Annotated in this window: 25 protein-coding genes and 1 other RNA gene; 12 read left to right on the top strand and 14 right to left on the bottom strand. The window is 55.8% G+C overall.

Translation table 11 applies throughout. The annotated features are described in order from the left end of the window. Positions 1–36: 36 nt before the first annotated feature. From E1180_RS14885 to E1180_RS14825, 13 genes are all read right to left on the bottom strand, one after another. Positions 37–1071 carry a peptidoglycan -binding protein gene (locus E1180_RS14885; RefSeq protein ID WP_155192006.1) on the bottom strand — a complete coding sequence of 345 codons (1035 nt, stop codon included), beginning with the start codon at positions 1069–1071 and terminating at the stop codon, positions 37–39. 5 nt (positions 1072–1076) lie between these two features. After that, complete coding sequence (locus E1180_RS14880) at positions 1077–2066, bottom strand: flagellar motor protein MotA (protein WP_155192005.1); 990 nt, start codon at positions 2064–2066, stop codon at positions 1077–1079. Positions 2067–2246: 180 nt separating this feature from the next. After that, complete coding sequence (locus E1180_RS14875) at positions 2247–3047, bottom strand: inositol monophosphatase family protein (RefSeq protein WP_155192004.1); 801 nt, start codon at positions 3045–3047, stop codon at positions 2247–2249. 70 nt (positions 3048–3117) lie between these two features. Next, positions 3118–3681: an elongation factor P gene (efp, locus tag E1180_RS14870; protein WP_155192003.1), complete on the bottom strand. Its 564-nt coding sequence runs from the start codon at positions 3679–3681 to the stop codon at positions 3118–3120. A gap of 155 nt (positions 3682–3836) precedes the next feature. Further along, a complete protein-coding gene (locus E1180_RS14865; protein ID WP_155192002.1) occupies positions 3837–4946 on the bottom strand; it encodes a tetratricopeptide repeat protein in 1110 nt (369 codons plus the stop codon). A 26-nt stretch (positions 4947–4972) separates the two neighbouring features. Beyond that, positions 4973–5614, bottom strand: a complete 642-nt coding sequence (locus tag E1180_RS14860) for a thiamine phosphate synthase (protein WP_208997161.1) — start codon at positions 5612–5614, stop codon at positions 4973–4975. Positions 5615–5749: 135 nt separating this feature from the next. Next, positions 5750–6817 carry a class II fructose-bisphosphate aldolase gene (fba, locus tag E1180_RS14855; RefSeq protein WP_155192001.1) on the bottom strand — a complete coding sequence of 356 codons (1068 nt, stop codon included), beginning with the start codon at positions 6815–6817 and terminating at the stop codon, positions 5750–5752. A 227-nt stretch (positions 6818–7044) separates the two neighbouring features. After that, positions 7045–7416 carry a VOC family protein gene (locus E1180_RS14850; RefSeq protein WP_155192000.1) on the bottom strand — a complete coding sequence of 124 codons (372 nt, stop codon included), beginning with the start codon at positions 7414–7416 and terminating at the stop codon, positions 7045–7047. Between the two features lie 22 nt (positions 7417–7438). Beyond that, positions 7439–8632, bottom strand: a complete 1194-nt coding sequence (locus E1180_RS14845) for a phosphoglycerate kinase (RefSeq protein ID WP_155191999.1) — start codon at positions 8630–8632, stop codon at positions 7439–7441. 15 nt (positions 8633–8647) lie between these two features. Beyond that, positions 8648–9271, bottom strand: coding sequence for a LysE family transporter (locus E1180_RS14840; RefSeq protein WP_155191998.1), 624 nt, complete (start codon positions 9269–9271; stop codon positions 8648–8650). Between the two features lie 93 nt (positions 9272–9364). After that, positions 9365–10375, bottom strand: a complete 1011-nt coding sequence (gene gap, locus E1180_RS14835; protein WP_155191997.1) for a type I glyceraldehyde-3-phosphate dehydrogenase — start codon at positions 10373–10375, stop codon at positions 9365–9367. Between the two features lie 140 nt (positions 10376–10515). Further along, positions 10516–12504, bottom strand: a complete 1989-nt coding sequence (tkt, locus tag E1180_RS14830; RefSeq protein WP_155191996.1) for a transketolase — start codon at positions 12502–12504, stop codon at positions 10516–10518. A 2-nt stretch (positions 12505–12506) separates the two neighbouring features. After that, a complete protein-coding gene (locus E1180_RS14825; protein ID WP_155191995.1) occupies positions 12507–12833 on the bottom strand; it encodes a hypothetical protein in 327 nt (108 codons plus the stop codon). Between the two features lie 109 nt (positions 12834–12942). Here E1180_RS14825 and E1180_RS14820 point away from each other — a divergent pair, with 109 nt between their 5' ends. From E1180_RS14820 to E1180_RS14795, 6 genes are all read left to right on the top strand, one after another. After that, positions 12943–13239, top strand: a complete 297-nt coding sequence (locus E1180_RS14820; protein WP_155191994.1) for a DUF4164 domain-containing protein — start codon at positions 12943–12945, stop codon at positions 13237–13239. A gap of 6 nt (positions 13240–13245) precedes the next feature. Continuing rightward, positions 13246–13629, top strand: a complete 384-nt coding sequence (locus tag E1180_RS14815) for a cell division protein ZapA (RefSeq protein ID WP_155191993.1) — start codon at positions 13246–13248, stop codon at positions 13627–13629. An 82-nt stretch (positions 13630–13711) separates the two neighbouring features. Beyond that, a non-coding RNA gene (ssrS, locus tag E1180_RS14810) (6S RNA) lies at positions 13712–13866 on the top strand. Positions 13867–13923: 57 nt separating this feature from the next. After that, the gene (locus tag E1180_RS14805) at positions 13924–14514 is read left to right on the top strand and encodes a 5-formyltetrahydrofolate cyclo-ligase (RefSeq protein WP_155191992.1); all 591 of its coding nucleotides are present in this window, start codon (positions 13924–13926) and stop codon (positions 14512–14514) included. 24 nt (positions 14515–14538) lie between these two features. After that, a complete protein-coding gene (locus E1180_RS14800; protein WP_155191991.1) occupies positions 14539–15360 on the top strand; it encodes a TIGR00282 family metallophosphoesterase in 822 nt (273 codons plus the stop codon). A gap of 107 nt (positions 15361–15467) precedes the next feature. Beyond that, on the top strand, positions 15468–16214 hold the full coding sequence (locus tag E1180_RS14795; protein ID WP_155191990.1) for a YebC/PmpR family DNA-binding transcriptional regulator: 747 nt from the start codon (positions 15468–15470) through the stop codon (positions 16212–16214). A 343-nt stretch (positions 16215–16557) separates the two neighbouring features. Here the strand turns inward: E1180_RS14795 and E1180_RS14790 are convergent, their stop codons facing one another. Next, positions 16558–17319 (bottom strand): sulfite exporter TauE/SafE family protein, encoded by a 762-nt coding sequence (locus E1180_RS14790; RefSeq protein WP_155191989.1) that lies wholly within the window; start codon positions 17317–17319, stop codon positions 16558–16560. A gap of 98 nt (positions 17320–17417) precedes the next feature. Here E1180_RS14790 and ruvC point away from each other — a divergent pair, with 98 nt between their 5' ends. The 6 genes from ruvC to E1180_RS14760 all read left to right on the top strand — a co-directional run bounded on the left by ruvC (position 17418) and on the right by E1180_RS14760 (position 22710). Continuing rightward, a complete protein-coding gene (ruvC, locus tag E1180_RS14785; RefSeq protein WP_155191988.1) occupies positions 17418–17933 on the top strand; it encodes a crossover junction endodeoxyribonuclease RuvC in 516 nt (171 codons plus the stop codon). Beyond that, positions 17930–18595 carry a hypothetical protein gene (locus tag E1180_RS14780; protein ID WP_155191987.1) on the top strand — a complete coding sequence of 222 codons (666 nt, stop codon included), beginning with the start codon at positions 17930–17932 and terminating at the stop codon, positions 18593–18595. Before ruvC ends, E1180_RS14780 begins: the two co-directional genes overlap by 4 nt. Then, positions 18592–19209 carry a Holliday junction branch migration protein RuvA gene (ruvA, locus tag E1180_RS14775; protein WP_155191986.1) on the top strand — a complete coding sequence of 206 codons (618 nt, stop codon included), beginning with the start codon at positions 18592–18594 and terminating at the stop codon, positions 19207–19209. The genes E1180_RS14780 and ruvA overlap by 4 nt, the downstream gene beginning before the upstream one ends. After that, positions 19206–19451, top strand: a complete 246-nt coding sequence (locus E1180_RS14770; protein ID WP_155191985.1) for an endonuclease — start codon at positions 19206–19208, stop codon at positions 19449–19451. The genes ruvA and E1180_RS14770 overlap by 4 nt, the downstream gene beginning before the upstream one ends. Next, entirely contained in the window at positions 19441–20484 is a 1044-nt protein-coding gene (ruvB, locus tag E1180_RS14765) for a Holliday junction branch migration DNA helicase RuvB (RefSeq protein ID WP_155191984.1), read from the top strand. The genes E1180_RS14770 and ruvB overlap by 11 nt, the downstream gene beginning before the upstream one ends. A gap of 171 nt (positions 20485–20655) precedes the next feature. Further along, positions 20656–22710: a methyl-accepting chemotaxis protein gene (locus E1180_RS14760; RefSeq protein ID WP_208997160.1), complete on the top strand. Its 2055-nt coding sequence runs from the start codon at positions 20656–20658 to the stop codon at positions 22708–22710. The last annotated feature ends 59 nt before the right edge of the window (positions 22711–22769 follow it).

The raw sequence follows: 22769 nt of genomic DNA, 5'->3' as shown, positions 1-22769 counted from the left end.
AGTTTTCGTTTCATCAAGCGATGAGGGGCTTTCTGTTTAACGTTCGGTCAATTTCAGCTCGATCCGCCGGTTCCGCGCAAGAGCGTCGGGTGTTTCACCCTCTTCAAGCGGTTGGAATTCACCAAACCCGGCAGCAACCAAGCGCCGCGGGTCAACACCCTGCTCGATGAGATAGCGGACTACCGATATGGCGCGTGCGGCTGAGAGCTCCCAGTTGTTGCGAAGGCGGCCTGTGCCGGAAAGCGGCCTTGCATCCGTGTGACCGTCAACTCTCAAGACCCAATTGATCTCATCCGGGATCTGGACGCTGAGCTCCAGAATGGCTTCTGCCAGCTTGTCGAGTTCCTGCTGTCCGGCAGGGTTGATGTCTTCGGATCCGGAATCAAACAAGACTTCAGACTGGAAGACGAAGCGGTCCCCAACGACGGAAATATCCGACCTTTGGGACAGGATTTCACGCAACCGGCCAAAGAAGTCTGATCTGTAGCGCGACAGTTCCTGAACCCGCTGAACCAAGGCGGCATTGAGGCGGCGCCCGAGGCTGGCGATTTTTGCCTGGCTTTCGGCCTCTTTTGCTTCTGAGGCCTCCAAGGCCGCATTTGCGGCTGCAATCTGCCGCCTGAGCGCTGCGATTTGCTGATTGAGAAGTTCGACTTGGGCCAAGGCCTGCTGGCTCACTTGCCGTTCCTCATCCAGCATGTTTTCCAGCCGGGCTGCGCGGCCGCCTGCGGCATCTGCCTCGCCTGAGCTGCTATCCAACAGCCCGAGTAGACGCTGCTGTTCGGCTTCCGCTGCGCCAAGGCTTGCCTGAAGTCCTGAAATTGTATCCTCAAGTTCGCCGGAACTGGCACGTTCCAGCGCAAGCAGCTCGGTAAGTTCGCTGATCTGCGCATTCAGGCGGTTGAGGACGGTGTCGCGCCCGGACAATTGCTGCGAGAGAAAGAATTGCGCCAGCATGAAAATCGACAGCAGGAATATGATGACCAGCAGCAATGTGGCCATCGCATCGACAAAGCCGGGCCAATAATCCGTGGATTGGCCTCTGCGGCGCGCGCGCAATCCTCCGGCCATTCCCGCTACTCCTTCGCCCGGTCAAACGCAGCTGCGATGGAGGACAGCAAGGCTTCAATGCGCTTTTGCTGTTCACCCTGTGCTTCTGCCCAATCCCGCATCATTTGCTGTTCCGACCGGACATGTTTGACGAGACCCTGAATGCCCTCTGCCAGATTGGCCATCGCCTGGGCGGCATTCTTGCTGCCGCCTTCTTCAACCGATTTCTGCAGGGCCGAGATTGATGTCTGGATTTGTTCCACGCCGGGCGAATCGGCCGCGCCAAAGCCGCCATCTTCCGGATCGATATCAGTAACGGTTGAAAGCCAGTCTTCCAGTTCGGTGTAGAAACGGTTTTGCGCCTGGCCGGCCTGCAGGTCGAGAAAACCGAGCACCAAGGAACCGGTCAATCCGAACAGGGAGGATGAAAAGGCCGTGCCCATGCCCGATAGCGGTGCTTCCAGTCCGGCTTTCAGATCCTCGAAAATCACATTGGCGTCGCCGGAGCCAACGTCCAAGGACTGAATTGTGGCTCCAACAGAACTGACTGTCTGCAAAAGGCCCCAGAAGGTCCCGAGGAGTCCCAAAAAAACCAATAGGCCGGTCAGGTACCGCGACATCTCACGCGATTCCTCGAGGCGCATACCAATGGAATCAAGGATTGACCGTGCGGTTGTCGGCGTCAGCGCCATGTCGCCGGCCTTGTTGCCCAGAAGGGCGGCCATTGGGGCAAGTAGTACGGGTGAGCGGGTGTCCAGCGCGGGATCGCCTATGCGGAAACTGTTGACCCAGCTGATTTCGGGGAAGAGCCGGATAACTCGCCCGAACAGCAGAAGCACACCAAATGCGCCGACCATGACGATCAATCCGTTCAGACCCGGATTGCTCATAAACGCTGTTGAAATCTGCGGAAATAGAATGAAGGCAATGAAGGCGACGATCACCAGAAAGATGATCATGAATGTTAAATACGCCCTCGGGCTGGACAGGCTGTAGGGATCAAATTCACGTGCCATATGCGCTATCTGTCACCTGTTTAAGGGGTAACAGATTGATAGCGTGATTTTTAACGGCTTGGAAACCTCTTATCCGGCGATAAGCCGGAATATGTCTGGAAAGGTGGAAATTACCAGACGTTCCCTACCGTGTTTTCACATGCAAAGAACCCGGCAGGATCCGGTCTTGACGCTAAGACCCTAGTCTGTGACCGCTGCTTTTTTCAAAAGCGCCAGAAGGTGTTTGTGAGCGACTTCGTTGCCGACAACAACGTCGCCGCTGTCCAGCATCTTGTTCTTGCCGTCAAGGTCACTGACAAAGCCGCCGGCCTCTTTGACCATCAAAAGTCCAGCCGCAATATCCCAGGAATTCAGATTGCGCTCCCAATACCCGTCCAAGCGGCCGGAGGCAGTCCATGCCAGGTCAAGGGCGGCGGCACCGGCCCGGCGAATACCTGCAACCTCAGGCATGATGTAGCGTAGTTCCCGAAGGCTGCGGCCATGGTCTCCGTGACCGATAAAGGGCAAGCCGGTTGCAAACACCATTTCAGGAAGCTCGGTGCGGCCGGCAACGCGAAGCCGCCGGTCGTTCAAATAGGCGCCGCGGCCCCGTTCGGCCGTGTAAAGCTCGTCCATCACGGGGTTGTAGATTACACCGGCGACAATTTCCCCATTGCGCTCCAATGCGATGGATGTCGCAAACATCGGGATGCCGTGCAGGAAATTGGTGGTGCCGTCCAACGGATCAATGTGCCAGCGGTGCTGGCCGTCGGTACCATCGATGACACCGCTTTCTTCCATCACGAGACCAAATGTCGGCCGGGCCTTGGTCAGTTCGGAGCGCACGATCTCTTCAGCTTTGCGGTCCGCGGCGGAGACAAAGTCCCCCGGACCCTTGCGGGATACCTGAAGATTTTCCACTTCACCGAAGTCACGGACGAGGCTTCGGCCTGCTTTGATCGCGGCCTGAACCATGACATTGAGAAGAGCTGTGCGAGCCATTTAAGAACACTTACTTTCCAGGTGCGGCCCGGTTTCCATGGCGCACCAACATTTGAGTACCGTTAAAAAGTCAGTCCGCGCGCCGGACATATTCCAATGTCCCGGTGTCGACGATGATTTTTTCGCCGGCGGTGATGAACGGGGGAACCATGACGCGAACACCGTTCTCCATAAGAGCCGGCTTGTAGGACGAGGACTGCGTTTGACCCTTGACTACAGCGTCAGCCTCACTGATTTCGAGGGTGACGTGCTGAGGCAGCGTGATGCCAATCGGGCGCTCTTCGTGAAGCTCGACAGTGACCATCATGCCATCTTGGAGGAACGCGGCGCGGTCGCCGACGAAATCGGCTTGCAGCTCCAGCTGTTCGTATGTCTCGGTGTCCATGAATACCAGCATGTCTTCCTGGGTGAAGAGATACTGAAAGTCTTTTTGTTCAAGACGAACCCGCTCGACCTTGTCTTCGGAGCGAAAACGCTCGTTCAGTTTGCGGCCGTCGATAAGGTTTTTCATTTCAACCTGAGCGAACGCGCCACCTTTTCCCGGCTTAACGTGCTGGACCTTTACGACGGCCCACAGGGTGTCTTGATGCTGGAGCACGTTGCCCGGCTTGATTTCGTTTCCGTTGATTTTCATGGAACGACCGACTTCACAAGTTGTTTGGATCTAAGCAATGCGGAGGCCGTCTAAGCCGGCACGCAGTGTTTGCTGGCGCCTGTCCACCACAAAACCAAGCTGTTATCAAGGAAAAAAGGCGGCAAAGGCTCCCAATCACATGTCAATCGCAAGGATTACGGTGATTCTCTCGCCGGGTTCGCGGTTGGGGCCATCAGTGTGGTCGAGTATTGCTGGGCCAGCTTCTGGGCGTTTGCCAGAGTTTCATCATCCAGTGTTCCAACCAGGCCATCAAGCGTCCGGTCTGAAACTCCGAGTGTCCTGGCTATCAAGTGCCAACCAGCAGCTGCCGTATTGTTCTGTGCCCGCCCTTCGCCATAAGCATAAATCCGGGCAAGCCGGTTCATGCCCACAGGGTTTCCCGCGCGGGCGGCCCGTTCAAACCAGTCTGCAGCTTCTTCCCGATCCGGCTCGACCCCTTTGCCCTGAAACCGCAGGATGCCGTAGTAAACTTGTGCCGAAGAATGGCCCCGGCGCGCTGCGCGTCCCATCCAGAAGGCGCCTTTCCGCGCATCGGTTTCATCGCCTTGAACCTCCAGGAAGGAGAGGGCGAGGGCATATTGGGCTTCCGGGTCGTTCAGCTGGGCTGCCTCGACCAGAAGATCACGGGCTTTTTGCTCATTAAACGGCCGCCCTTCGCCTTCCTGGTAGATGATCGCGAGATTGTACAAGGCCGACGCATTTTCGGTTTGCGCGGCCTGCTCGAAAAGGTCGGCTGCGCGGCTCTTGTTCTCATCCACCCCATCTCCGGCAAGGTAGAGCTGCGCAAGCTGAAGCGCCGAACCATTGTCGCCGCTTGCCGCTGCAAGTGAGTACCAGTCCGCGGCCTTGGCTTTGTCCTGCCTTATTCCGAGCCCTGCTTCGTGCAATACACCAAGCAGCGCTTGAGCTGCGACATCATTTTGTTCGGCAAGCGGTGTGGCAATCGCAAGAGCAGTCAAGTACCACCCCCGCTGGAAAGCCGAATAGGCTGTCACAGCGGTCGCCTGTTCTCCATCTGAAAGACGTGGCGGGCCCACATCGACAATGCTTTTGAGAGTTTTGTCAGTTGTGGTGTAGTCCCGAACCAGGGGCGCTTCAGACACAGCGGCTGCGGGCGCATCGCCAGCCTCTCCTGAAGGCGCCACCTGCGCATTTGCCTGTCCTGCTGCCAACACAAGAGCCGATAGGGCACAAGACGCACCCATAGCGGCCTGCTTCAAGACCTGCTGGCCTTTAAGTTCCATGACTGCGGCTCCAGCTTCTGAAATTTTCAATCGGCGTCGGGAAATGGATACTTCTCCAGTATGCGGTTAGCGTTTGCGACCACTTCGTCGATCCCTCCGGGCGCCTGCCAGGCGGCATCCTTTATAGCGACGAAGTCCGCCCCCGTTCCGGCTGCTTCTTCAACACTTTCCAGGCTCTGGCCTGCCATTGCGACACAAGGTGTTTCAAAGAGCTCGGCCCACCAGGAAGCTGAGTTTATGGTCTTGGCGTGCGCGTCCGGCTTTTCGTCCAGATCCAATTTTCCGAAAAAGATGTAGTCAACACCAGTTTCGGCCCATTCCATGGAATCATGTTTTTGCTTGGTCCCACCGGTTCCAACAATTCTGTCCGGCTGAAAGCTTTCGACAGCAAGTTTCACGTCCTCAAGGGAGGTGTCAACGTGCACACCGTCCGCGCCACTGCGCCCAGCCGCCTGAGTGTCCCGATAGACCAGCGCCGCGGCTCCGCCTTCTTGAATGATGGGTACCAGGGCTTGGGCAGCGGCCTGAATGTCTTTGGTGTTCGCGTCCGGCATGTAAATCAGGACACAGGCAATATCTCCACCGCGAAACGCTAGCCGCAGCTTGTCTGCAAGGGAGCTCGTGTCAAAGCTGGGCGGCGTTACGAGAAAGAGGCGCGGGCGGTTCACGTGGGCTTAATCCTGAAGATGCGGTCTTTGGACCAGTACTGGAATTGGGTTCTTGTCCGTAAAGACGGCAAAAGAGGGACGCAAGGCCCCTCTTTCGAGAAAGTGAATGAAGTTCTGCCTTATCGCAGGCACAGGTTACCCGATTTTAGGATCGAGGCTACCATCACTGTAACGGGCCGCCATGTCGGCAAGCGTTACAATCTTTTTGATTTTTGACGCCTGACCGGCTGTGTTGAAGGCCTCGAGCCGGGCGACACACAGCTTTTGCATGGCTTCGCGCGCTGGCTTCAGATACTTGCGCGGATCAAATTCACCCGGGTTCTCGCTCAGGACCTTGCGGATCTGACCGGTCATTGCCATTCGGTTATCGGTGTCGATGTTGATCTTGCGGACACCGTTTTTAATGCCACGCTGAATTTCCTCGACCGGGACGCCCCAGGTCTGCGGCATTTCCCCACCGTACTGGTTGATGATGTCCTGAAGATCCTGCGGGACGGATGAGGACCCATGCATAACCAAATGGGTGTCGGGCAGGCGCCGGTGAATTTCCTCGATGACGTGCATTGCCAAAATGTCACCATCCGGCTGGCGTGTGAACTTATAGGCACCATGGCTGGTGCCCATAGCAATGGCCAGCGCATCGACTTTTGTTTCTTGAACAAACTTTACCGCTTCTTCCGGGTCGGTAAGCAATTGATCCTGACTGAGCTTACCTTCGGCGCCGTGACCGTCTTCCTTGTCGCCCATGCCCGTTTCCAAAGACCCTAGGACGCCGAGCTCACCTTCGACCGAAATACCTCCGAGATGAGCCATATCGGTGACTGTTTTCGTCACACCGACATTGTAAGCCCAGTCAGCGGGGGTCTTGCCGTCAGCTTCAAGCGAGCCATCCATCATGACGGACGTGAAACCCGACTGAATTGCGGTCATGCAGGTGGCCGGCGCATTGCCGTGATCCAGATGCACGCAGACCGGAATATGCGTATAGATTTCGCAAACTGCATCCATCATGTGTTTCAGCATGACGTCTTGGGCATAAGCCCGCGCACCACGTGATGCCTGGATGATGACTGGGGAATCCGTCTGGTCTGCGGCAGCCATGATTGCCAGCGCCTGCTCCATGTTGTTGATGTTGAACGCTGGAACGCCGTAATCGTGTTCCGCTGCATGGTCCAAGAGCTGGCGGAGGGTAATTCGGGCCATGAAGTTCTCCCAAGAAGCAGGTGTCGCGGTTTGATCGCGAACGTTAACGTGAAACCAAGTATCCGGTATTGCGGTGCGTCAATCCTCGGTGGTTCTATCAAGAATTCCATTGATGGGAAGAGGCCGCCAATCGCCTAAATCAATTTAAATACAATGACATGAATGATTATCATCGGCTTTATTTAATTCGTTCTGCGAATTAAATAATCGGTCCGTTTCGTATCTCCTCATTTTATGAGGGAGCTTATGTCAATGATCGTACCTGCCGGATCTTTCAAGATCAGACGCCTTTGTCCATAGGGCATGTTTTTAGGCGCCTCCAATACATCCGCTTTCATGGCCTGCGCACGTTCATAAACGAGATCGCAGTTCTCAACGACGAATGTCAGAATGATGCCAGCCGGCGCGTGCCGGGGTGCAACTGGAACGATCTCATGGCTTTGCCTCAATATGCCGAGTTCTATACCGCTATTGTCAGGATCAACCAGATTGACGAACCATTCCGATGAAAACTGTTCCGTCAGACCAAGAAGGTCTTTGTAGAAGGCCGCGGTGACCGCGACCTCCTCGGTTAGAATATTCGGAAAACTGCGCTTCATGCTTCGAGCTCCCCTTTTAGGATCAAGCTTCCAAGGCTTTAACCCCGGGGAGTTCCTTGCCTTCGAGCCACTCTAAAAATGCACCGCCCGCAGTTGAGACATAAGAAAAACTCTCAGCAGCAGACGCATGGTTCAACGCTGCGACGGTGTCTCCACCGCCGGCGACAGAGTTCAGTTTGCCTGACTTGGTGTTTTCTGCCGCATGTTTTGCAGCGGCAACGGTCGCCGTATCGAATGGTTCGATCTCAAAAGCCCCAAGCGGACCATTCCAGACAAGCGTTTTTGCGCCGTCGATTTTTGACTTCACGGTTTCGATTGAAGCAGCACCCACGTCGAGGATCATCCCGTCAGCGGGAATGGCTGTAAGATCAACCGTTTCATTGGCGGCGCCGGCTTTGAACTCTTTCGCCACCACCGCATCCACGGGCAGGACAATCTCGCAGTTTGCCTTTTCCGCGGCCGCCATGATTTTGCGGGCGGTATCTGCAAGGTCGTGTTCGCACAACGACTTGCCAACATTGATGCCTTTTGCAGCCAGGAATGTGTTGGCCATTCCACCGCCGATCACCAGCATGTCGACTTTGCTGACAAGGTTCTCAAGAAGGTCGATTTTTGAAGAGACCTTCGCGCCACCGACAACGGCCAGCACCGGACGAACGGGGGTGCCGAGAGCTGAAGAAAGTGCCTCGAGTTCGGCTTGCATGGTCCGGCCGGCATAGGATGGCAGCAACCTTGCGATGCCTTCGGTGGAGCCATGGGCGCGATGGGCTGCGGAAAAAGCATCGTTTACATAAACATCGCCATTTTCTGCCAAAGCCTTTGCGAAATCCGGATCGTTCTTCTCTTCGCCCGCATGGAAACGGGTGTTTTCCAAAAGCAGTACATCCCCGTTCTGCATTTTGGAAATGGCTGACTTTGCCATTTCGCCGATGCAATCGTCCGCAAAGGAAACCGGCTTCCCGAGAAGATCCGATACCGCCGGGGCGACAGGGGCCAGGGACATTTCGGAGACCCGGGCGCCTTTGGGCCGTCCGAAGTGCGCGAGCAGGATGACTTTTGCGCCTTTCTCCGACAGCTCCCTGATGGTTGGAAGGACCCTTTCTATGCGGGTCGTGTCCGTGACTTTCGTGCCGTCCATCGGAACGTTCAGGTCAACGCGGACAAGGACGCGCTGGCCGCTAGGGTCACCAAGATCGTTGAGAGTTTTGAATGTCATCTGGAACACCTGTAATCAAGGACGGGAGGAGTTGGTTGAAACGGCAATTCCGATGCCGAAAAGCGTCAGCAAAACGCCGAAGGAACGTTCCATCCAGAGTTTCGCGCGCATGAACTGAAGACGAACCGACGGCAGGGTGAAGAACAGCGTCACAAGTACAAACCACAAGAAGACGCCGCCAGCCATAATGACGCCGTAGCCGATTTGCGTCCACAAGGGCGTTGCGGGTGACGTCACCTGGAGAAAGACGCTCAAGGCGAACATGGTTGCCTTTGGGTTTGTCACATTGGTGAAAAATCCCCAGCGGAGCGCCCTCAACGGGGCCATTCCGCCAACCTTGCAATCCGCTGGCATGTCCTTGGACGCTGTCCGGTACATCGTCACACCTAGAAAAATCAGATAGGCCGCACCGATCAGCTTGAGTGTGTTAAACAGAAATATGGACTGGGACACGATCAAACCTATCCCGGCAAGTGCATAGGTGACATGAACGCCCAGTGCCAGGGCAATGCCGAGTGCGGTCATGATGCCCGCCAAGCGTCCCCCGATCAGAGCGTTCCTCAAAACAACCGCGAAATCGGGTCCGGGAACAACGGCAACGACAACCGTAAGCGAAACAACCGTAAGAAGTTCGAGCAAGAATACCCCCAAGAAAATCAAAATCAAAAAAGGCGGATGCGGCAAGCCGCATCCGCCGGACAACCTTTGATCAAAGGCGTGTCAGCGCCGCCATCAAATCAGCTTTGCCATCGCAACAGCAGTGTCGGCCATACGGTTGGAGAAACCCCATTCGTTGTCGTACCAAGTCAGGATACGAACAAATGTGCCGTCCATAACCTTGGTTTGATCGGTGTGAAACACGGAAGAATGGGAATCATGATTGAAGTCCATGGATACCAGCTTGTCATCCGTGTAACCAAGGATCCCCTTCAGCTTGCCGTCCGCTGCCTCTTTAATCGCGGCATTGATCTCTTCGACAGATGTTTCGCGCTTAGCGATGAAGTTGAGATCGACAACCGAAACGTTCGGAGTTGGAACACGGATCGCAACGCCATCCAGCTTTCCGTTCAACTCGGGCAGAACCAGGCCAACGGCCTTTGCGGCACCTGTTGAGGTTGGGATCATCGACATGGCTGCGGCGCGGGCCCGGTAAAGGTCCTTGTGCATGGTGTCGAGAGTTGGCTGATCACCCGTGTAGGAGTGGATCGTGGTCATGAAGCCTTTTTCGATCCCTACAGCCTGATCAAGCACATAGGCGACCGGGGCGAGGCAGTTCGTGGTGCACGAGGCATTTGAAACGACAACATCCTCAGCCGTGAGGGCATCGGTGTTGACACCATAAACGATGGTCTTGTCTGCGCCGGTGGCCGGTGCAGATACCAGAACCCGTTTGGCGCCAGCTTCAAGATGTGCAAAGGCTTTTTCTTTCGACGTGAAAATGCCGGTGCACTCCATTGCGATTTCAACACCCAGCTCGCCCCAAGGCAGATCCTTTGGATCGCGGATTGCAGTGACCTTGATCGGCTTGCCGCCACCTACAGTGATTGTGTCACCGTCGACAGAGACTTCCGCCGGGAAGCGGCCATGAACTGAGTCGTAGCGCAGAAGATGCGCGTTTGTTTCAACCGGGCCGAGGTCGTTGATTGCAACAACTTCGACGTCGGTACGCCCGGACTCAACGATTGCCCGCAAAACGTTCCGGCCGATCCGCCCGAAGCCATTGATTGCTACCTTGGTAACCATATTCTACTCCCGCATTTCCGGCGCTCCGGGAACGAACGCCACTTTTGAACCTATCGTGATAGGCGCAGTGATGAGCGCATTGAGGCGCTCGGGGCCCGGCAACATATGGAGGAAGGATCGTTGCCGGGAATTGATCTGGCTTAAGCGCCGAGCTTTTCTTTCACCGCAGAGACCACGGCCTCTTTTGTGATGCCGAAATGCTCGTAAAGCTCCTTGTACGGCGCGCTGGCGCCAAAGCCCGACATGCCGACAAAAAGTCCGTCATTTCCAATGAAGCGGTCCCAGCCCATGCGGATGCCGGCTTCTACCGCAATTTTTACGGGCGATGTGCCAATTACAGCATTCTTGTAGTCTTCCGACTGCAATTCGAACAGCTCAAAGGAGGGAACTGAGATGACGCGCGCAGAGATCCCGGCTTCCTTCAATTCCGCATGGGCTTCCACCGCAATCTCGACTTCAGAACCGCTGGCGAACAGTGTGACAGCAGCTTCATCATCACTGTCGATCAGTGCGTATGCGCCCTTAGAACACAAGTTCTGTTCTTCATAGGTCTTGCGGACCGACGGCAGGTTTTGACGGGTCAGTGCAAGGATGGACGGACCGTCCTTGTGCTCAAGGGCCAGTTGCCAGCATTCAAGCGTTTCTGTGATGTCTGCCGGGCGGAAGAACACCATGTTGGGAATTGCACGCAGGGCGGCGAAGTGTTCCACAGGCTGGTGCGTCGGGCCATCTTCTCCCAGCCCGATGGAATCGTGTGTCATCACATGGATGACCCGCTGCCCCATCAGCGCTGCAAGCCGCAACGAAGGCCGGCAGTAATCGGAGAAGATCAGAAATCCGCCAGAATAGGGAATCAGTCCCCCATGAAGGGCCATCCCATTCATGGCCGCGGCCATTCCGTGTTCGCGGATGCCCCAATGGATGTACCGGCCGGAAAAATCGGTCGGTGTTACCGCAGCCGTCTGGGCTGTTTTCGTGTTGTTCGACCCGGTTAGATCGGCAGAGCCGCCAATTGTTTCCGGAATTACTTCGTTGATGACACCCAAGACAGCCTCAGATGCCTTGCGGCTCGCCATGGTCGGCTGGTCTTCGGCAAGCTGTTTTTTGTAATCGAGCACGGCTTGGGTAAAGGCGGCCGGCAAATCGCCTCTGTTCCGGCGCTCGAATTCCGCCCGGAGTTCGGCGTCCGCATCGGCAAACCGTTTCTGCCAATCCTTGTGGGCGTGAGCGGACTGCAGACCGGCAATGCGCCAGGCATCCAAAACATCACTTGGGATCTCGAACGGCTCATGAGGCCAATTCAATGCTTCGCGGGTGCCCGCGATTTCCTCTGCGCCAAGCGGCGCGCCATGAACCTTTTGCGTTCCAGCTTTTGTCGGAGCGCCGAATCCGATCGTCGTTTTTGCGGCGATCAGGGTCGGCTTGTCACTCGCCTGAGCCTGCCGGATGGCGGCTGCGATGCTGTTCGGGTCATGGCCGTCGACCGTCAGCGTGTTCCAGCCGGACGCGGCGAAACGAGCCTGTTGATCGGTGCTGTCAGTGAGATCGACACGGCCATCGATGGAAATGCCGTTATCATCCCAGATTACGATGAGTTTGTTCAGCTTTAAGTGCCCTGCAAGTGTCAAGGCTTCCTGGCTGATACCTTCCATCAAGCAGCCGTCGCCGGCCAGAACGTATGTGTAGTGGTCAACCAGCTCGGTTCCGAACCGCTCGGCCTGCAGCCGTTCGGCAATTGCCATTCCAACAGCGTTGCCGAGGCCCTGACCAAGTGGGCCCGTTGTCGTTTCGATGCCGGCCCCATGACCGAATTCCGGGTGGCCAGCCGTCCGCGCGCCAAGCTGACGGAAGTTTTTCAACTCTTCGAGAGAAAAGTCTTCGTAGCCCAGAAGATACAGCAGGCTGTAAAGCAGCATGGACCCGTGACCTGCGGACAGCACAAAGCGGTCGCGGTCCGCCCAGTACGGCGCGGTCGGGTCAAATTTCAGAAATTCCGTGAACAGCACAGTCGCAATGTCAGCGGTGCCCATCGGCAAGCCGGGGTGGCCGGATTTCGCCTGTTCAACGGCGTCAACCGCGAGAAAGCGGATCGCGTTTGCCATGCGCTGGTGTTTTTCAAGATCGGTCATTGTTATCCCGTTGCTTGCTGCGGATTTCCTGGCCAGTCCTGACCACCGGCGAGGTCTTTATGAAATGAGTTCCAGTGTTCTACTCCGTCACCCTGCTTTTGGTGGTCCGAAATAGGCGCCAGACAAATATCAGGAACAAGCAGCGAGTCAATAAAGGGACCTCGCAACGTTTCAGGAACAAAAAACTCGTTTTGCGGGTTATAGAGCTGAGGATTCTGCCAATGATGCATTGACTGCGCAAAGATGCGGCGCCTAAGCTCTTGGCCCTGACAGGGACTTTGCTTTTCGCTATTGAGCATATTCCGCAGAAAAATTGCTGTTGAATGCATTCTCTTGCGGGAGAGGGAAGCCGTTGAAGTGCTTCGTTTTCAATCCCGGGAGACACTTCGACCAAACAAGCGGGCCGCCGCAAAAAGGGTATTGGGACAACGATAAAAAATGGCGGATGTCGATTGCACAGAGCGGACCAGTCTTGCCGATGCCGTAAAACGGTTAAACGCCGCTGTGAGTGGCCTTGAGAGTGCGGTCCAAAGACGCCTCGATGCGGACCGGTCCCTGATTTCCCTGCAGGACGATCTTCAGCGCCTTGGAGAAGACAGATCGCAATTGGCGGCTTCCCTTGATGAGAGCGAAGCACGCGCATCGCGTTTGGAAGAAGCGAACAAGGATGTTTCGCGCCGCCTCGTGTCCGCAATGGAAACAATTCGCAGCGTCCTTGACGCGCATGGGGGCTGAGCAGCAATGGCGCAAATCACGGTCACGATCAACGGCAAGTCCTTCCGCATGGCGTGCGATGACGGCGAGGAAGAGCGTCTGATGGGGCTGGCCGCGCGTTTTGACGGCTGGATTGGAGAGTTGAAGGGCGCGTTCGGCGAAATTGGTGATCAGCGCCTGACGGTGATGGCGGGCATCATGGCGACCGACCAGCTCTCTGAAATGGAGCGGCGTGTTGCCCGTTTGGAAGCGGAGTTGAAAGACGCCAAGGCACAGCAGGTGCACGCGCTCGACGCTATGAGCCACAATGATCAGGAACTGTCGAAAGCAATCAACACGGCAGCCGTGCGGATCGAAAGCCTTGCTGAGGGGCTGAGCAAGAGTTTGAAATCACCGGAGACGTCTTCCTAGGGGCTGGCCGTAGCGGTTTGGTGCGAGAGCACTTTGTAAGAACCCTCTGGTAAATCAGGGCTTGCTTGATTATATGCCGGTGTTGTGGCTGGCCGATACGTCAGGAACATTATCCCCGGGGCCTTACGCATTCCTTCGGGAGCTGTCCCTGCGCTGGGCCGTGGTCCGTTGCATACGGCGCCCACCTACTCTGTAGGTTCTCCGGGATTGCAGATCCAACGGTCGGCCGGCTGCACCCTCTCCAGCCATTCGATAAGGCTGTGTCGCGAAATCCTGTTCACAGGCTCCAGGTCCATGACCGATTCCCTTTCTCTTGCCAGCCAAAAACACGAGTTGCGTAAGCTTGCCCTTTCGCGCCGGAAGTCTTTACCGGAAGTTGAGCGGATCGAGAAGTCGCTGGAACTGGCAGATCACGCGGATGCATTGCCGCTGCCACCCGGAGCTGTCGTTGCGGGGTTTTGGCCAATTCGCGATGAGATTGATCCCAGGCCGTTGATGGATGGCTTACGCCAGAGCGGCTTTAGGCTTTGTTTGCCGGTTGTCGCTGACCCGCATCTGATTTTTCGCACACTTGACCGCGGTACAGCACTGGAACCGGCGGGCTTTGGCACGCTCGCGCCCGGGGCTGATGCACCGGAGATCCAACCAGATGCGCTCCTGATGCCGTTGGCAGGGTTTGATCGCCTTGGAAACCGTATCGGTTACGGCAAGGGGCACTATGATACAGCTATCGCTGCGCTTGAAAAAAACGGCCCGCTCTTGTGTATCGGTCTCGCATTTGCCGTTCAGGAGGTTGACCGGGTGCCGGTTGAAGCGCATGACAAACCGCTTGATGGCATTTTGACTGAAAAAGGATACCGGGCGTTCGGGTCATACGAACCGTAGACCGGCAGGGTTGAGCGAGGGTTTATGCGGATACTGTTTCTTGGCGATCTGGTCGGCCGTGTGGGCCGGACAGCTGTGATTGAGCAACTTCCGGATCTCGTGGAAACCAATCAGATCGATTTTGTTATCGTAAACGGCGAAAACGCGGCCTCAGGGTTTGGCATTACAGAAGCCATTCTCCAAGATGTTCTTGACGCAGGCGCCGATGTTGTCACAACCGGCAATCACGTGTGGGATCAGCGCGATACTCTAGTCTACATCGAACGCCAGGATAGATTGCTTCGGCCAGTCAACTACCCGGCCGGTACTCCCGGACGGGGGGCGCATCTTTACACTGCGCGGAATGGTGCGCAGGTCATGGTCGCAAACGTGATGGGGCGCGTCTATATGGATGCTCTGGATGACCCCTTTGCTGCGATCGATAAGGTCGTTGGGGAGTGTCCGCTGGGCGAGGTCGCGGATGCGATTATCGTCGACATGCATGCCGAAGCCACCAGCGAAAAGCAGGCCATGGGGCATTTTCTCGATGGGCGCGTGAGCCTCGTGGTCGGAACCCATACCCATGTTCCAACTGCCGATCACCAAATTCTGGAAGGCGGCACCGCCTATCTGTCCGATGCAGGTATGTGCGGGGACTATGACAGCGTTCTGGGAATGGACAAGGAAGAGCCGGTCAATCGGTTTCAGCGCAAGATCCCAGGCTCACGCTTTACGCCGGCCGGCGGGGAGGCAACAATCTGCGGCGTTGCGCTTGAGACGAATGACCGGACAGGTTTGGCCGAAAAAGTTGCCCCTGTGCGCATTGGCGGCCGGCTTGAGCCCGTGCTGCCACCGTTCTGGTCATAAGCCAGCCAACAGACAGAGGTCTTCACGGAACTGGATTTTCCCTGGTAACTTGCCTATAAGCACCGCAGTTTTCTTCAAAGCAATCCGACTGAGAGCCGAGACGAGCCATGGCAGGCCATTCAAAATTCAAGAACATCATGCACCGCAAAGGACGCCAGGACGCGGCCCGGTCGAAGATGTTCTCTAAACTGTCCAAGGAAATTACTGTCGCAGCCAAAATGGGCGACCCGGATCCGGACGCAAATCCGCGGCTGCGCCTTGCGGTTCAAAATGCCAAGGCACAGTCGATGCCAAAGGACAATATTCAGCGGGCGATCAACAAGTCGCAGGCTGGTGATGCCGAGAGCTATGAAGAGATCCGCTATGAGGGCTACGGGCCTGCAGGCGTTGCAATCGTGGTCGAAGCGCTGACCGATAACCGCAACCGATCCGCATCGAATATTCGCTCTTACTTCACCAAATGCGGCGGCTCCCTTGGTGAAACGGGCTCCGTGTCATTCATGTTCGACCGTGTTGGCGAGATTGTCTACAAGGCCGAGGCGGGTGAGGCTGAGGCCATGCTGGAAGCTGCAATCGAGGCAGGTGCCGAAGATGTGCAATCGGACGAAAACGGGCACACGATCTACACGGCCTTTGAAGATCTGAACGACGTTGCAAAGGCTCTTGAAGATGCGCTGGGCGAAGCGGATTCCACTAAGATCATCTGGAAACCCCAGAATTTGACGCCGGTTGATCCTGAAAAGGCCCAGACCCTCATGAAACTGATCGACATGCTCGAGGACGATGACGACGTTCAAAACGTCTATTCGAATTTTGATGTCGATGAGGAGACAATGGCTCAGTTGGCCTCGTAATTTGTCATTCGAGGAAGAAGCTTAGCCCCGGCTCTGCCGGGGTTTTTTCATGAAGCCATCATTTTTGAAGTTTTCGCGCTGACGCAGCCGTATTCGAAGACGCTACAGGGTCGAACGCTGAAGCTGATCGGTTATGGATCTACCGGGCGTTGGGCGTTTCCCAGAAAAGCCCGGTTCGCTGAGGCGCTAAGAAACACCTGCGAGCAACTCGCTGTCATCCATTTGCGCGAGAGGGCCACAGATGCGGTACGAGTCGCGTTGAGCGTCCTGGCAAACCCGCGAAATGTTCGAAACAGAGCCGGCCCGATCCCCTCACCGAAAAAGGGCCGAGTGCCAGGCAAAGCTATCGGAACAGCGGATCCAGCGCTGGCATGCTGATTAAGGCAGCTAAGGCAATCAAGCTGTAGGCGATTTTGCGGTAGAGTGCCGGATCCGCCTTCTTGAAACCTCGCGAGCCGAGTGCCAGTGACAGCCCGTAGACAGGCACGGCCATGATCAAGAGACGGAACACATCCAGCGTAAAAAAACCATTCAGGATGTATGCTGCGAATGTTCCAACGCCTGCCAGCGGGAAAAACACAATCAAGTTTGCGCGCACAACTGCAGGATCACGGGAACTTGCCATCCAAAAGGCGACGATTGGCGGCGCGGAAACCTGGGAAATGCCGCCCAAAAGCCCGGCCACACCGCCAATTGAAAACGAGACCGGTTTTGATGGCTTCCGCTTGTAGATCCAGCCGGACAAGAGCAGAAGGAGCAGCCCAGTGACGATACCGAATATGATCCAGCGAAGGATCAGGGTGTCGATCGTCGCCAGAAGCCAGGCTCCCACCTGGACAAAAAAAATCGATCCGATGACAGCGGGCAAGACGGTTGCCCATTCACAAAGACGTAGCGCGCGAATCATCAGTGGCGCCGCGACGATACTGTCTATGAAAAGAAATGCGGCAGCTGCGGACGCCGGCGGCATCACGCTGGAAGCGACCGGCATGAAGATCATTCCGGCGCCAAAGCCTGCAAAGCCGCGAACGCAACCGGCTACAAACAAGGTTGCCGCCAGAAATGCGAGCAGCATGGGCGGAAAGGAACTGAAAACATCAAACATCTGGGCTCAAGGGAATGCGGGGGAGAAAGGATGGCTTTCCATCGGTAGGATGCTCTTTTGCTGGCGTCAATCGGCAAGTTTTGTTACCGGTTTGTTCCATGGTGAACGCGATTCGATTGCTCGGTATTGATCCGGGCCTTCGGCGCACCGGATGGGGCATGATCGAAGCAGCGGGAAACCGTCTTTCGTTTGTTGCCTCGGGCACGGTGACGTCCGACAACAAAAAAAGCCTGGCTGAGAGGCTTGTGCAGCTTCATGACGGGCTCAGCGCAATCGTTGCGCAGTATGCGCCCGACGAGGCAGCGGTCGAACATACATTTGTGAACAAGGATGCCGGTGCCACACTCAAACTCGGCCAGGCCAGGGGGATCGCATTGCTCGTGCCCTCGCTTGCCGGTCTGGCAGTGGCTGAATACGCGCCAAACCTCGTGAAGAAAACGGTCGTTGGCACCGGCCATGCGGAAAAAGAGCAGATCAGGGCCATGGTCAAAGTGCTCATGCCACGGGCAACGTTCAATTCAGATGATGCGGCGGATGCGCTCGCAATTGCGATTTGCCATGCTCAGCACCGCGCCAGCGGTGCCGCCCGGCTTGCGCGGCAGGGGGCTGCATGATTACGGAAGGAAGAGAGCTTGAAACCCTTGCTGCGACGGTTTTGTTAGACTGTGAGTACCAGTACATCGATGAAATAAAAACTCGAGAGAGTAGATCCGTAAAAACTCCGGATTTCGCGAACTTCTTCGAACGATGTTTCGTTGAGATAAAGCATATTGAAAAAGATCCGACTAATAAGATCTATGATCGACTACATAACTTATCAAAGAAGCAAGGGAAATTTGTTGTCGCCCTCGGAAAGGTGCCTAGTAGAGATATTGTAGACACCATGGCAGATCCGGTGGCTGGTTTGAAAGAAGTATACAGAACCGTTAGCCAAGTCTACGAAAGTCATATTAGTAAAGCAAACTCCCAATTTCGTGACCACTGTAAAGCCTTCAAAGTAGAAAGTTTTCTACGAGTTTTAGTTTTTACCCATTCTGGGCGCTACAACGATTTCAAGTTTGTTACTGAGACTGCCTCAAGGTTCTTTATGTCGGAGTTCAGAAAGGGACGATTTCAGTGCATCGATGTTGTGTTGTTCTTTGGGGTGGATCAACAATCTGGTGCTTGTACCGGTTATCTGCCGGTCCGAGATTTGACAGCAGAAGAGGATGGCGCTGTAGAGAAATTTTCTCAGCGTCTCTTTTTCCAAATGCAGCGTAGTTTGGGGGCTGCATGATCGGGAAGTTGAAGGGAACGATTGACAGCTACGGCGAGGATCATGTGATCCTCGATGTGCACGGGGTCGGATATCAGGTTTTTTGCCCCTCGCGCATTTTGCAGACACTGCCGCGGGCCGGTGAGGCGGCCGTCCTTTTTATTGAGACCATCGTCAGGGAGGACATGATCCGGCTGTATGGGTTCGGGCAAGAGGCAGAACGTGAGTGGTTTCGCATTCTCATGACGGTGCAGGGGGTCGGAGCAAAAGTCGCTCTCGGCATTCTGGGAATATTGAAGGCCAGTGAGGTCGCAAATGCTATTGCGCTCGGCGACAAGGCAGCGATGTCACGTGCGCCGGGTGTTGGCAAGCGGGTTGCCGAGCGGATCCTGTCTGAGCTCAAGGATAAGGCACCCGCTTTTGCCAGTGTTGATGCTGGCACGATCGAAGTATCGCAAACGATTGCAGACAACGTTGCATCCCGCCCGGTTGCCGAAGCAGTGTCCGCCCTGACCAATCTTGGCTACAGTCAGCCGCAGGCCAGTGCTGCGGTTGCCAAGGCCGTACAGTCCGCAGGTTCGGACGCCGGCACCGAAACACTGATCCGCCTGGGGCTCAAGGAACTGTCATCATGATCGCCGTTACCTACACCATTATCGCTGTTGTTTTCGTCGTCCTGGGCGTTGGCGGGATCATGTATCTTGATCACAAGTTCTCTCTCGCCGTTGGTGACCGGCCATTTGCGATCAAGGGGCGCCGCATCGAAACGGACGATCCGTTTGTCAGGCAGCAATTCAAAAAGTTCTATGCTTTGAGGGTCGCTTACTCCCTGTTTCTCCTGGTGTTGTTGTTCGTGGTGGTCGGGAATGTCGGATGATCAACGCCTGGTTACGCCGGAAATCCGCGGTGATGAGATTGACAGCACCATGCGCCCGCAAGCGCTTGATGATTTTGTCGGTCAGGCACAGGCCAGGGCCAACCTCAAAGTCTTCATCGGCGCGGCCAAAGCCCGCGGAGAAGCGCTTGACCATGTTCTGTTCGTCGGGCCTCCGGGGCTTGGAAAAACCACTTTAGCGCAGATCATGGCGCGGGAGCTCGGCGTTAATTTCCGGGCCACGTCTGGTCCCGTCATCGCAAAGGCTGGTGACCTGGCAGCGCTGCTCACCAATCTTGAAGAGCGGGACGTTCTTTTTATCGATGAGATACACCGGCTCAATCCGGCGGTTGAAGAGGTTCTCTATCCCGCCATGGAGGATTACCAGCTTGATCTGATTATTGGCGAAGGGCCGGCGGCCCGCTCCGTAAAGATTGACCTTGCAAAGTTCACTCTTGTGGCGGCCACGACGCGGCTCGGGCTTTTGACGACACCGCTTCGGGACCGTTTTGGAATCCCGGTCCGGCTGCAGTTTTACACAGTTGCTGAGTTGGAACACATCGTTAAACGGGGCGCATCCATCCTCGGGATCGGGATGGCGGAAGACGGCGCCCATGAGATTGCAAAGCGCTCACGTGGCACGCCCCGGATCGCCGGACGGCTTTTGCGGCGTGTTCGCGACTTTGCGGTGTTTGAGGGGGCTGAGCGCGTGGATGCCCGCCTTGCCGATAAAGCCCTGCTGCAGCTTGAGGTGGATGGGGCCGGGCTCGACAGTCTCGACCGGCGTTATTTAAGCCAGATCGCCATGAATTTTGGCGGCGGTCCGGTCGGCATCGAGACAATTGCCGCAGCGCTGTCCGAGCCGCGCGATGCGATTGAAGAAATTGTGGAGCCCTATCTCATTCAAAACGGGTTTCTGCAGCGCACGCCAAGAGGGCGTATCCTGACACCGGTCGCCTTTCAGCATCTGGGGCTTTCGGTTCCAGAACAGGTTGCTGCCCCGCAGATGGGGCTCTTCTCAGATCCTGACGGATAGCCTGAGCGCATAGTAATCACTATCATTGCGATTTATTGCAGTAATACCTGAGGGGAATTAAGGGTTTTTTCGTTAATGCCCCTGCATAGTGCGCTTAACTATGTGGGGGATACGATGCGTAAGCGGCTTTCATCTAAACTAGCTCTTATGTTTTTGGCAGGTGCGGTGACGATGTGCATCGCGATTGTAACGGTCACGTCGACCTTGTCACGGGACGTTGCCAATGGTCAGGCCGATGCAGCTTTGCAAAGCGGAACCAAAGCCAAACTCAAAGTGGCGGAATTGGCGTTAAGCCAGGCAGCTGACAGCGCCAAATTCTTTGTGTCTCTTGAAGATGCAAAAAGCAGCTTGATGAAGACCCTGGTTGGCTGGAAAAACCTGAAGGAAGGTCAGACCGCTATTCTCCGTGGTTTGTTTGTGACGGACAATCCGCATCCTGCCGGAGAGCGCCATCTGCTTCTGGAGCCGACCGAAACAAACCAGTACACCAACAACCACAAGGTTGTTCACCCGATTTTCCAGGATCTTGTCAGTCAGGGTGTTTTTTCAGATGTGGCTCTCGCCACTCCGGATGGGGTGATCACCTACACGTTCGCCAAGGGACAGGAATTCGCTCACCACATTGATGATGCGGAGATTTCGGGACATGCGGTTCAGGTTGCACTCGGTCCTCTCTTCAAAGCTGTCGCAGACGAGAGCATTCAGGCACGCCAGATCTTTACGTCCGGCTTCATGACGTCAGAAGACGGCACGGTCTCCATGGTCATTGCTGCACCGGTCTTTTATCTGGATCGCTTTTTTGGCGCCGCTGCCTTTTCAGTGAACATGGCCAATCTTGCAGATCTGTTGAACGGGTCTGGAGAGCTGGATGAAGGCGAACAAGTATTTCTCGTTGATAAGGCGGGACAGCTTGTGAGCCTGGATGCCGCCGGCCGTGCGGCGGTCGTGCACAACAAAGAAACTGTCGTCAGCGGAAATCAGACGCTTTTGCTGGATGGAAATGACTACCGCTATGCCCAAGCGAGCGCAACTTTCTCCGAGGCCCCTTATGGCGTTGTCGATGCGGTTCTTCAAACGAAGCTCTCGGCGGCTGCGGACCGGATTACATTTGGCGCTATCATCTCCGGCATCTTGTGTCTGGTGCCGATTGTAGGTGTCATTTGGTGGGTGACAGGACGCATGTTTGCTCCGCTTCAGGGGCTTTCAGCTGCGGCCCGGCAAATTGCTGACGGGGATCTGGAAGTGCCAGTCGATGCGACTGAGCGCCAGGATGAAATCGGCGAAATGGCACGCTGTATTGACGTGTTCAAGGGCAATTCGATTGAGCGCGAACGCCTGGCGGCTGAGCGGAAAGTCGGTCATATCGCCCGCGAACAGCGCGAAAAGAAGATTGATGAGTTGATCAGCTCATTCCGTTCCGAAGCGCAGCGGGTACTGGAGCTTGTCGAAACCAATATTGCCCGTGTCGAGGAATTGTCCTCGGCGTTGAGTGTCCGCTCCACCTCAGCTGCTTCTCAAGGAGAGGCGGCGGCGTCAACGTCGGAACAAGCGTCTGCGAATGTTCAGGCCGTTGCCTCGGCGACTGAAGAGTTGAATGCATCGATCTCAGAAATATCCAGACAAGTCGAAACGACCGCCGGGATTGTCGAAAAGACGACGTCCGCTGCGCAAAGTTCCAACGCAAAGATTTCAGGTCTTGCCGCAGCTGCGGAGAAAATCGGCGATGTTGTCTCGTTGATCTCGGATATCGCCGAGCAGACAAACCTGCTTGCCCTCAATGCGACGATTGAAGCGGCCCGCGCTGGCGAAGCTGGAAAAGGATTTGCGGTCGTTGCTTCCGAAGTGAAGTCCCTTGCCGGACAGACCGCAAAGGCAACCGAGGAAATCTCCACCCAGATCGCTGCAATCCAAGCCTCGACCAGTGAGGCGGTGAACGAGATTGGTCAGGTATCCGAAAGCGTGGAGGAAGTGAACTCCTATACCGGAACCATCGCCGATGCGGTTCAACAGCAGGGCGCGGCGACCGGCGAGATTTCGCGGAACGTTGCGGAAGCGGCTGAGGGAACCCGGAACGTTGCTGTGACGGTTGCGGAGCTTAATTCCGGCGTGGCGGAGAACTCCGCAGCGGTTAAGGACATGCTCAATGCAACGATCGAGATGAAGCAGCAGGCGGAGCAGCTGCGGGCATCGGTCGAAGCCTTCCTGAGCGAGGTTGCGGCTGCTTAAGTCCGGTCTTATCTAACAAACATCCGGCCTTCCGGTTTCAACGCCGGAAGGCTTTTTAT

Origin of the sequence: Roseibium denhamense (assembly GCF_009711415.1) — a bacterium.
Lineage (GTDB): Bacteria > Pseudomonadota > Alphaproteobacteria > Rhizobiales > Stappiaceae > Roseibium > Roseibium denhamense.
The sequence above is the reverse complement of the archived record's forward strand: the minus strand, read 5'-3'. Positions and strand labels throughout refer to the sequence as shown.

What these genes read in the sequence shown, in the direction of transcription:
- E1180_RS14815 (WP_155191993.1), top strand. Translation starts at nt 13,246, where the DNA reads ATGGCGCAAATCACGGTCACGATCAACGGCAAGTCCTTCCGCATGGCG.
- tkt (WP_155191996.1), bottom strand. Translation starts at nt 12,504, where the DNA reads ATGACCGATCTTGAAAAACACCAGCGCATGGCAAACGCGATCCGCTTT.
- E1180_RS14780 (WP_155191987.1), top strand. Translation starts at nt 17,930, where the DNA reads ATGATTACGGAAGGAAGAGAGCTTGAAACCCTTGCTGCGACGGTTTTG.
- E1180_RS14795 (WP_155191990.1), top strand. Translation starts at nt 15,468, where the DNA reads ATGGCAGGCCATTCAAAATTCAAGAACATCATGCACCGCAAAGGACGC.
- E1180_RS14850 (WP_155192000.1), bottom strand. Translation starts at nt 7,416, where the DNA reads ATGAAGCGCAGTTTTCCGAATATTCTAACCGAGGAGGTCGCGGTCACC.
- ruvC (WP_155191988.1), top strand. Translation starts at nt 17,418, where the DNA reads ATGGTGAACGCGATTCGATTGCTCGGTATTGATCCGGGCCTTCGGCGC.
- E1180_RS14800 (WP_155191991.1), top strand. Translation starts at nt 14,539, where the DNA reads ATGCGGATACTGTTTCTTGGCGATCTGGTCGGCCGTGTGGGCCGGACA.
- E1180_RS14845 (WP_155191999.1), bottom strand. Translation starts at nt 8,632, where the DNA reads ATGACATTCAAAACTCTCAACGATCTTGGTGACCCTAGCGGCCAGCGC.
- efp (WP_155192003.1), bottom strand. Translation starts at nt 3,681, where the DNA reads ATGAAAATCAACGGAAACGAAATCAAGCCGGGCAACGTGCTCCAGCAT.
- gap (WP_155191997.1), bottom strand. Translation starts at nt 10,375, where the DNA reads ATGGTTACCAAGGTAGCAATCAATGGCTTCGGGCGGATCGGCCGGAAC.
- ruvA (WP_155191986.1), top strand. Translation starts at nt 18,592, where the DNA reads ATGATCGGGAAGTTGAAGGGAACGATTGACAGCTACGGCGAGGATCAT.
- E1180_RS14805 (WP_155191992.1), top strand. Translation starts at nt 13,924, where the DNA reads ATGACCGATTCCCTTTCTCTTGCCAGCCAAAAACACGAGTTGCGTAAG.
- fba (WP_155192001.1), bottom strand. Translation starts at nt 6,817, where the DNA reads ATGGCCCGAATTACCCTCCGCCAGCTCTTGGACCATGCAGCGGAACAC.
- E1180_RS14885 (WP_155192006.1), bottom strand. Translation starts at nt 1,071, where the DNA reads ATGGCCGGAGGATTGCGCGCGCGCCGCAGAGGCCAATCCACGGATTAT.
- E1180_RS14790 (WP_155191989.1), bottom strand. Translation starts at nt 17,319, where the DNA reads ATGTTTGATGTTTTCAGTTCCTTTCCGCCCATGCTGCTCGCATTTCTG.
- E1180_RS14865 (WP_155192002.1), bottom strand. Translation starts at nt 4,946, where the DNA reads ATGGAACTTAAAGGCCAGCAGGTCTTGAAGCAGGCCGCTATGGGTGCG.
- E1180_RS14760 (WP_208997160.1), top strand. Translation starts at nt 20,656, where the DNA reads ATGTGCATCGCGATTGTAACGGTCACGTCGACCTTGTCACGGGACGTT.
- E1180_RS14820 (WP_155191994.1), top strand. Translation starts at nt 12,943, where the DNA reads ATGGCGGATGTCGATTGCACAGAGCGGACCAGTCTTGCCGATGCCGTA.
- ruvB (WP_155191984.1), top strand. Translation starts at nt 19,441, where the DNA reads ATGTCGGATGATCAACGCCTGGTTACGCCGGAAATCCGCGGTGATGAG.
- E1180_RS14770 (WP_155191985.1), top strand. Translation starts at nt 19,206, where the DNA reads ATGATCGCCGTTACCTACACCATTATCGCTGTTGTTTTCGTCGTCCTG.
- E1180_RS14825 (WP_155191995.1), bottom strand. Translation starts at nt 12,833, where the DNA reads ATGCATTCAACAGCAATTTTTCTGCGGAATATGCTCAATAGCGAAAAG.
- E1180_RS14875 (WP_155192004.1), bottom strand. Translation starts at nt 3,047, where the DNA reads ATGGCTCGCACAGCTCTTCTCAATGTCATGGTTCAGGCCGCGATCAAA.
- E1180_RS14880 (WP_155192005.1), bottom strand. Translation starts at nt 2,066, where the DNA reads ATGGCACGTGAATTTGATCCCTACAGCCTGTCCAGCCCGAGGGCGTAT.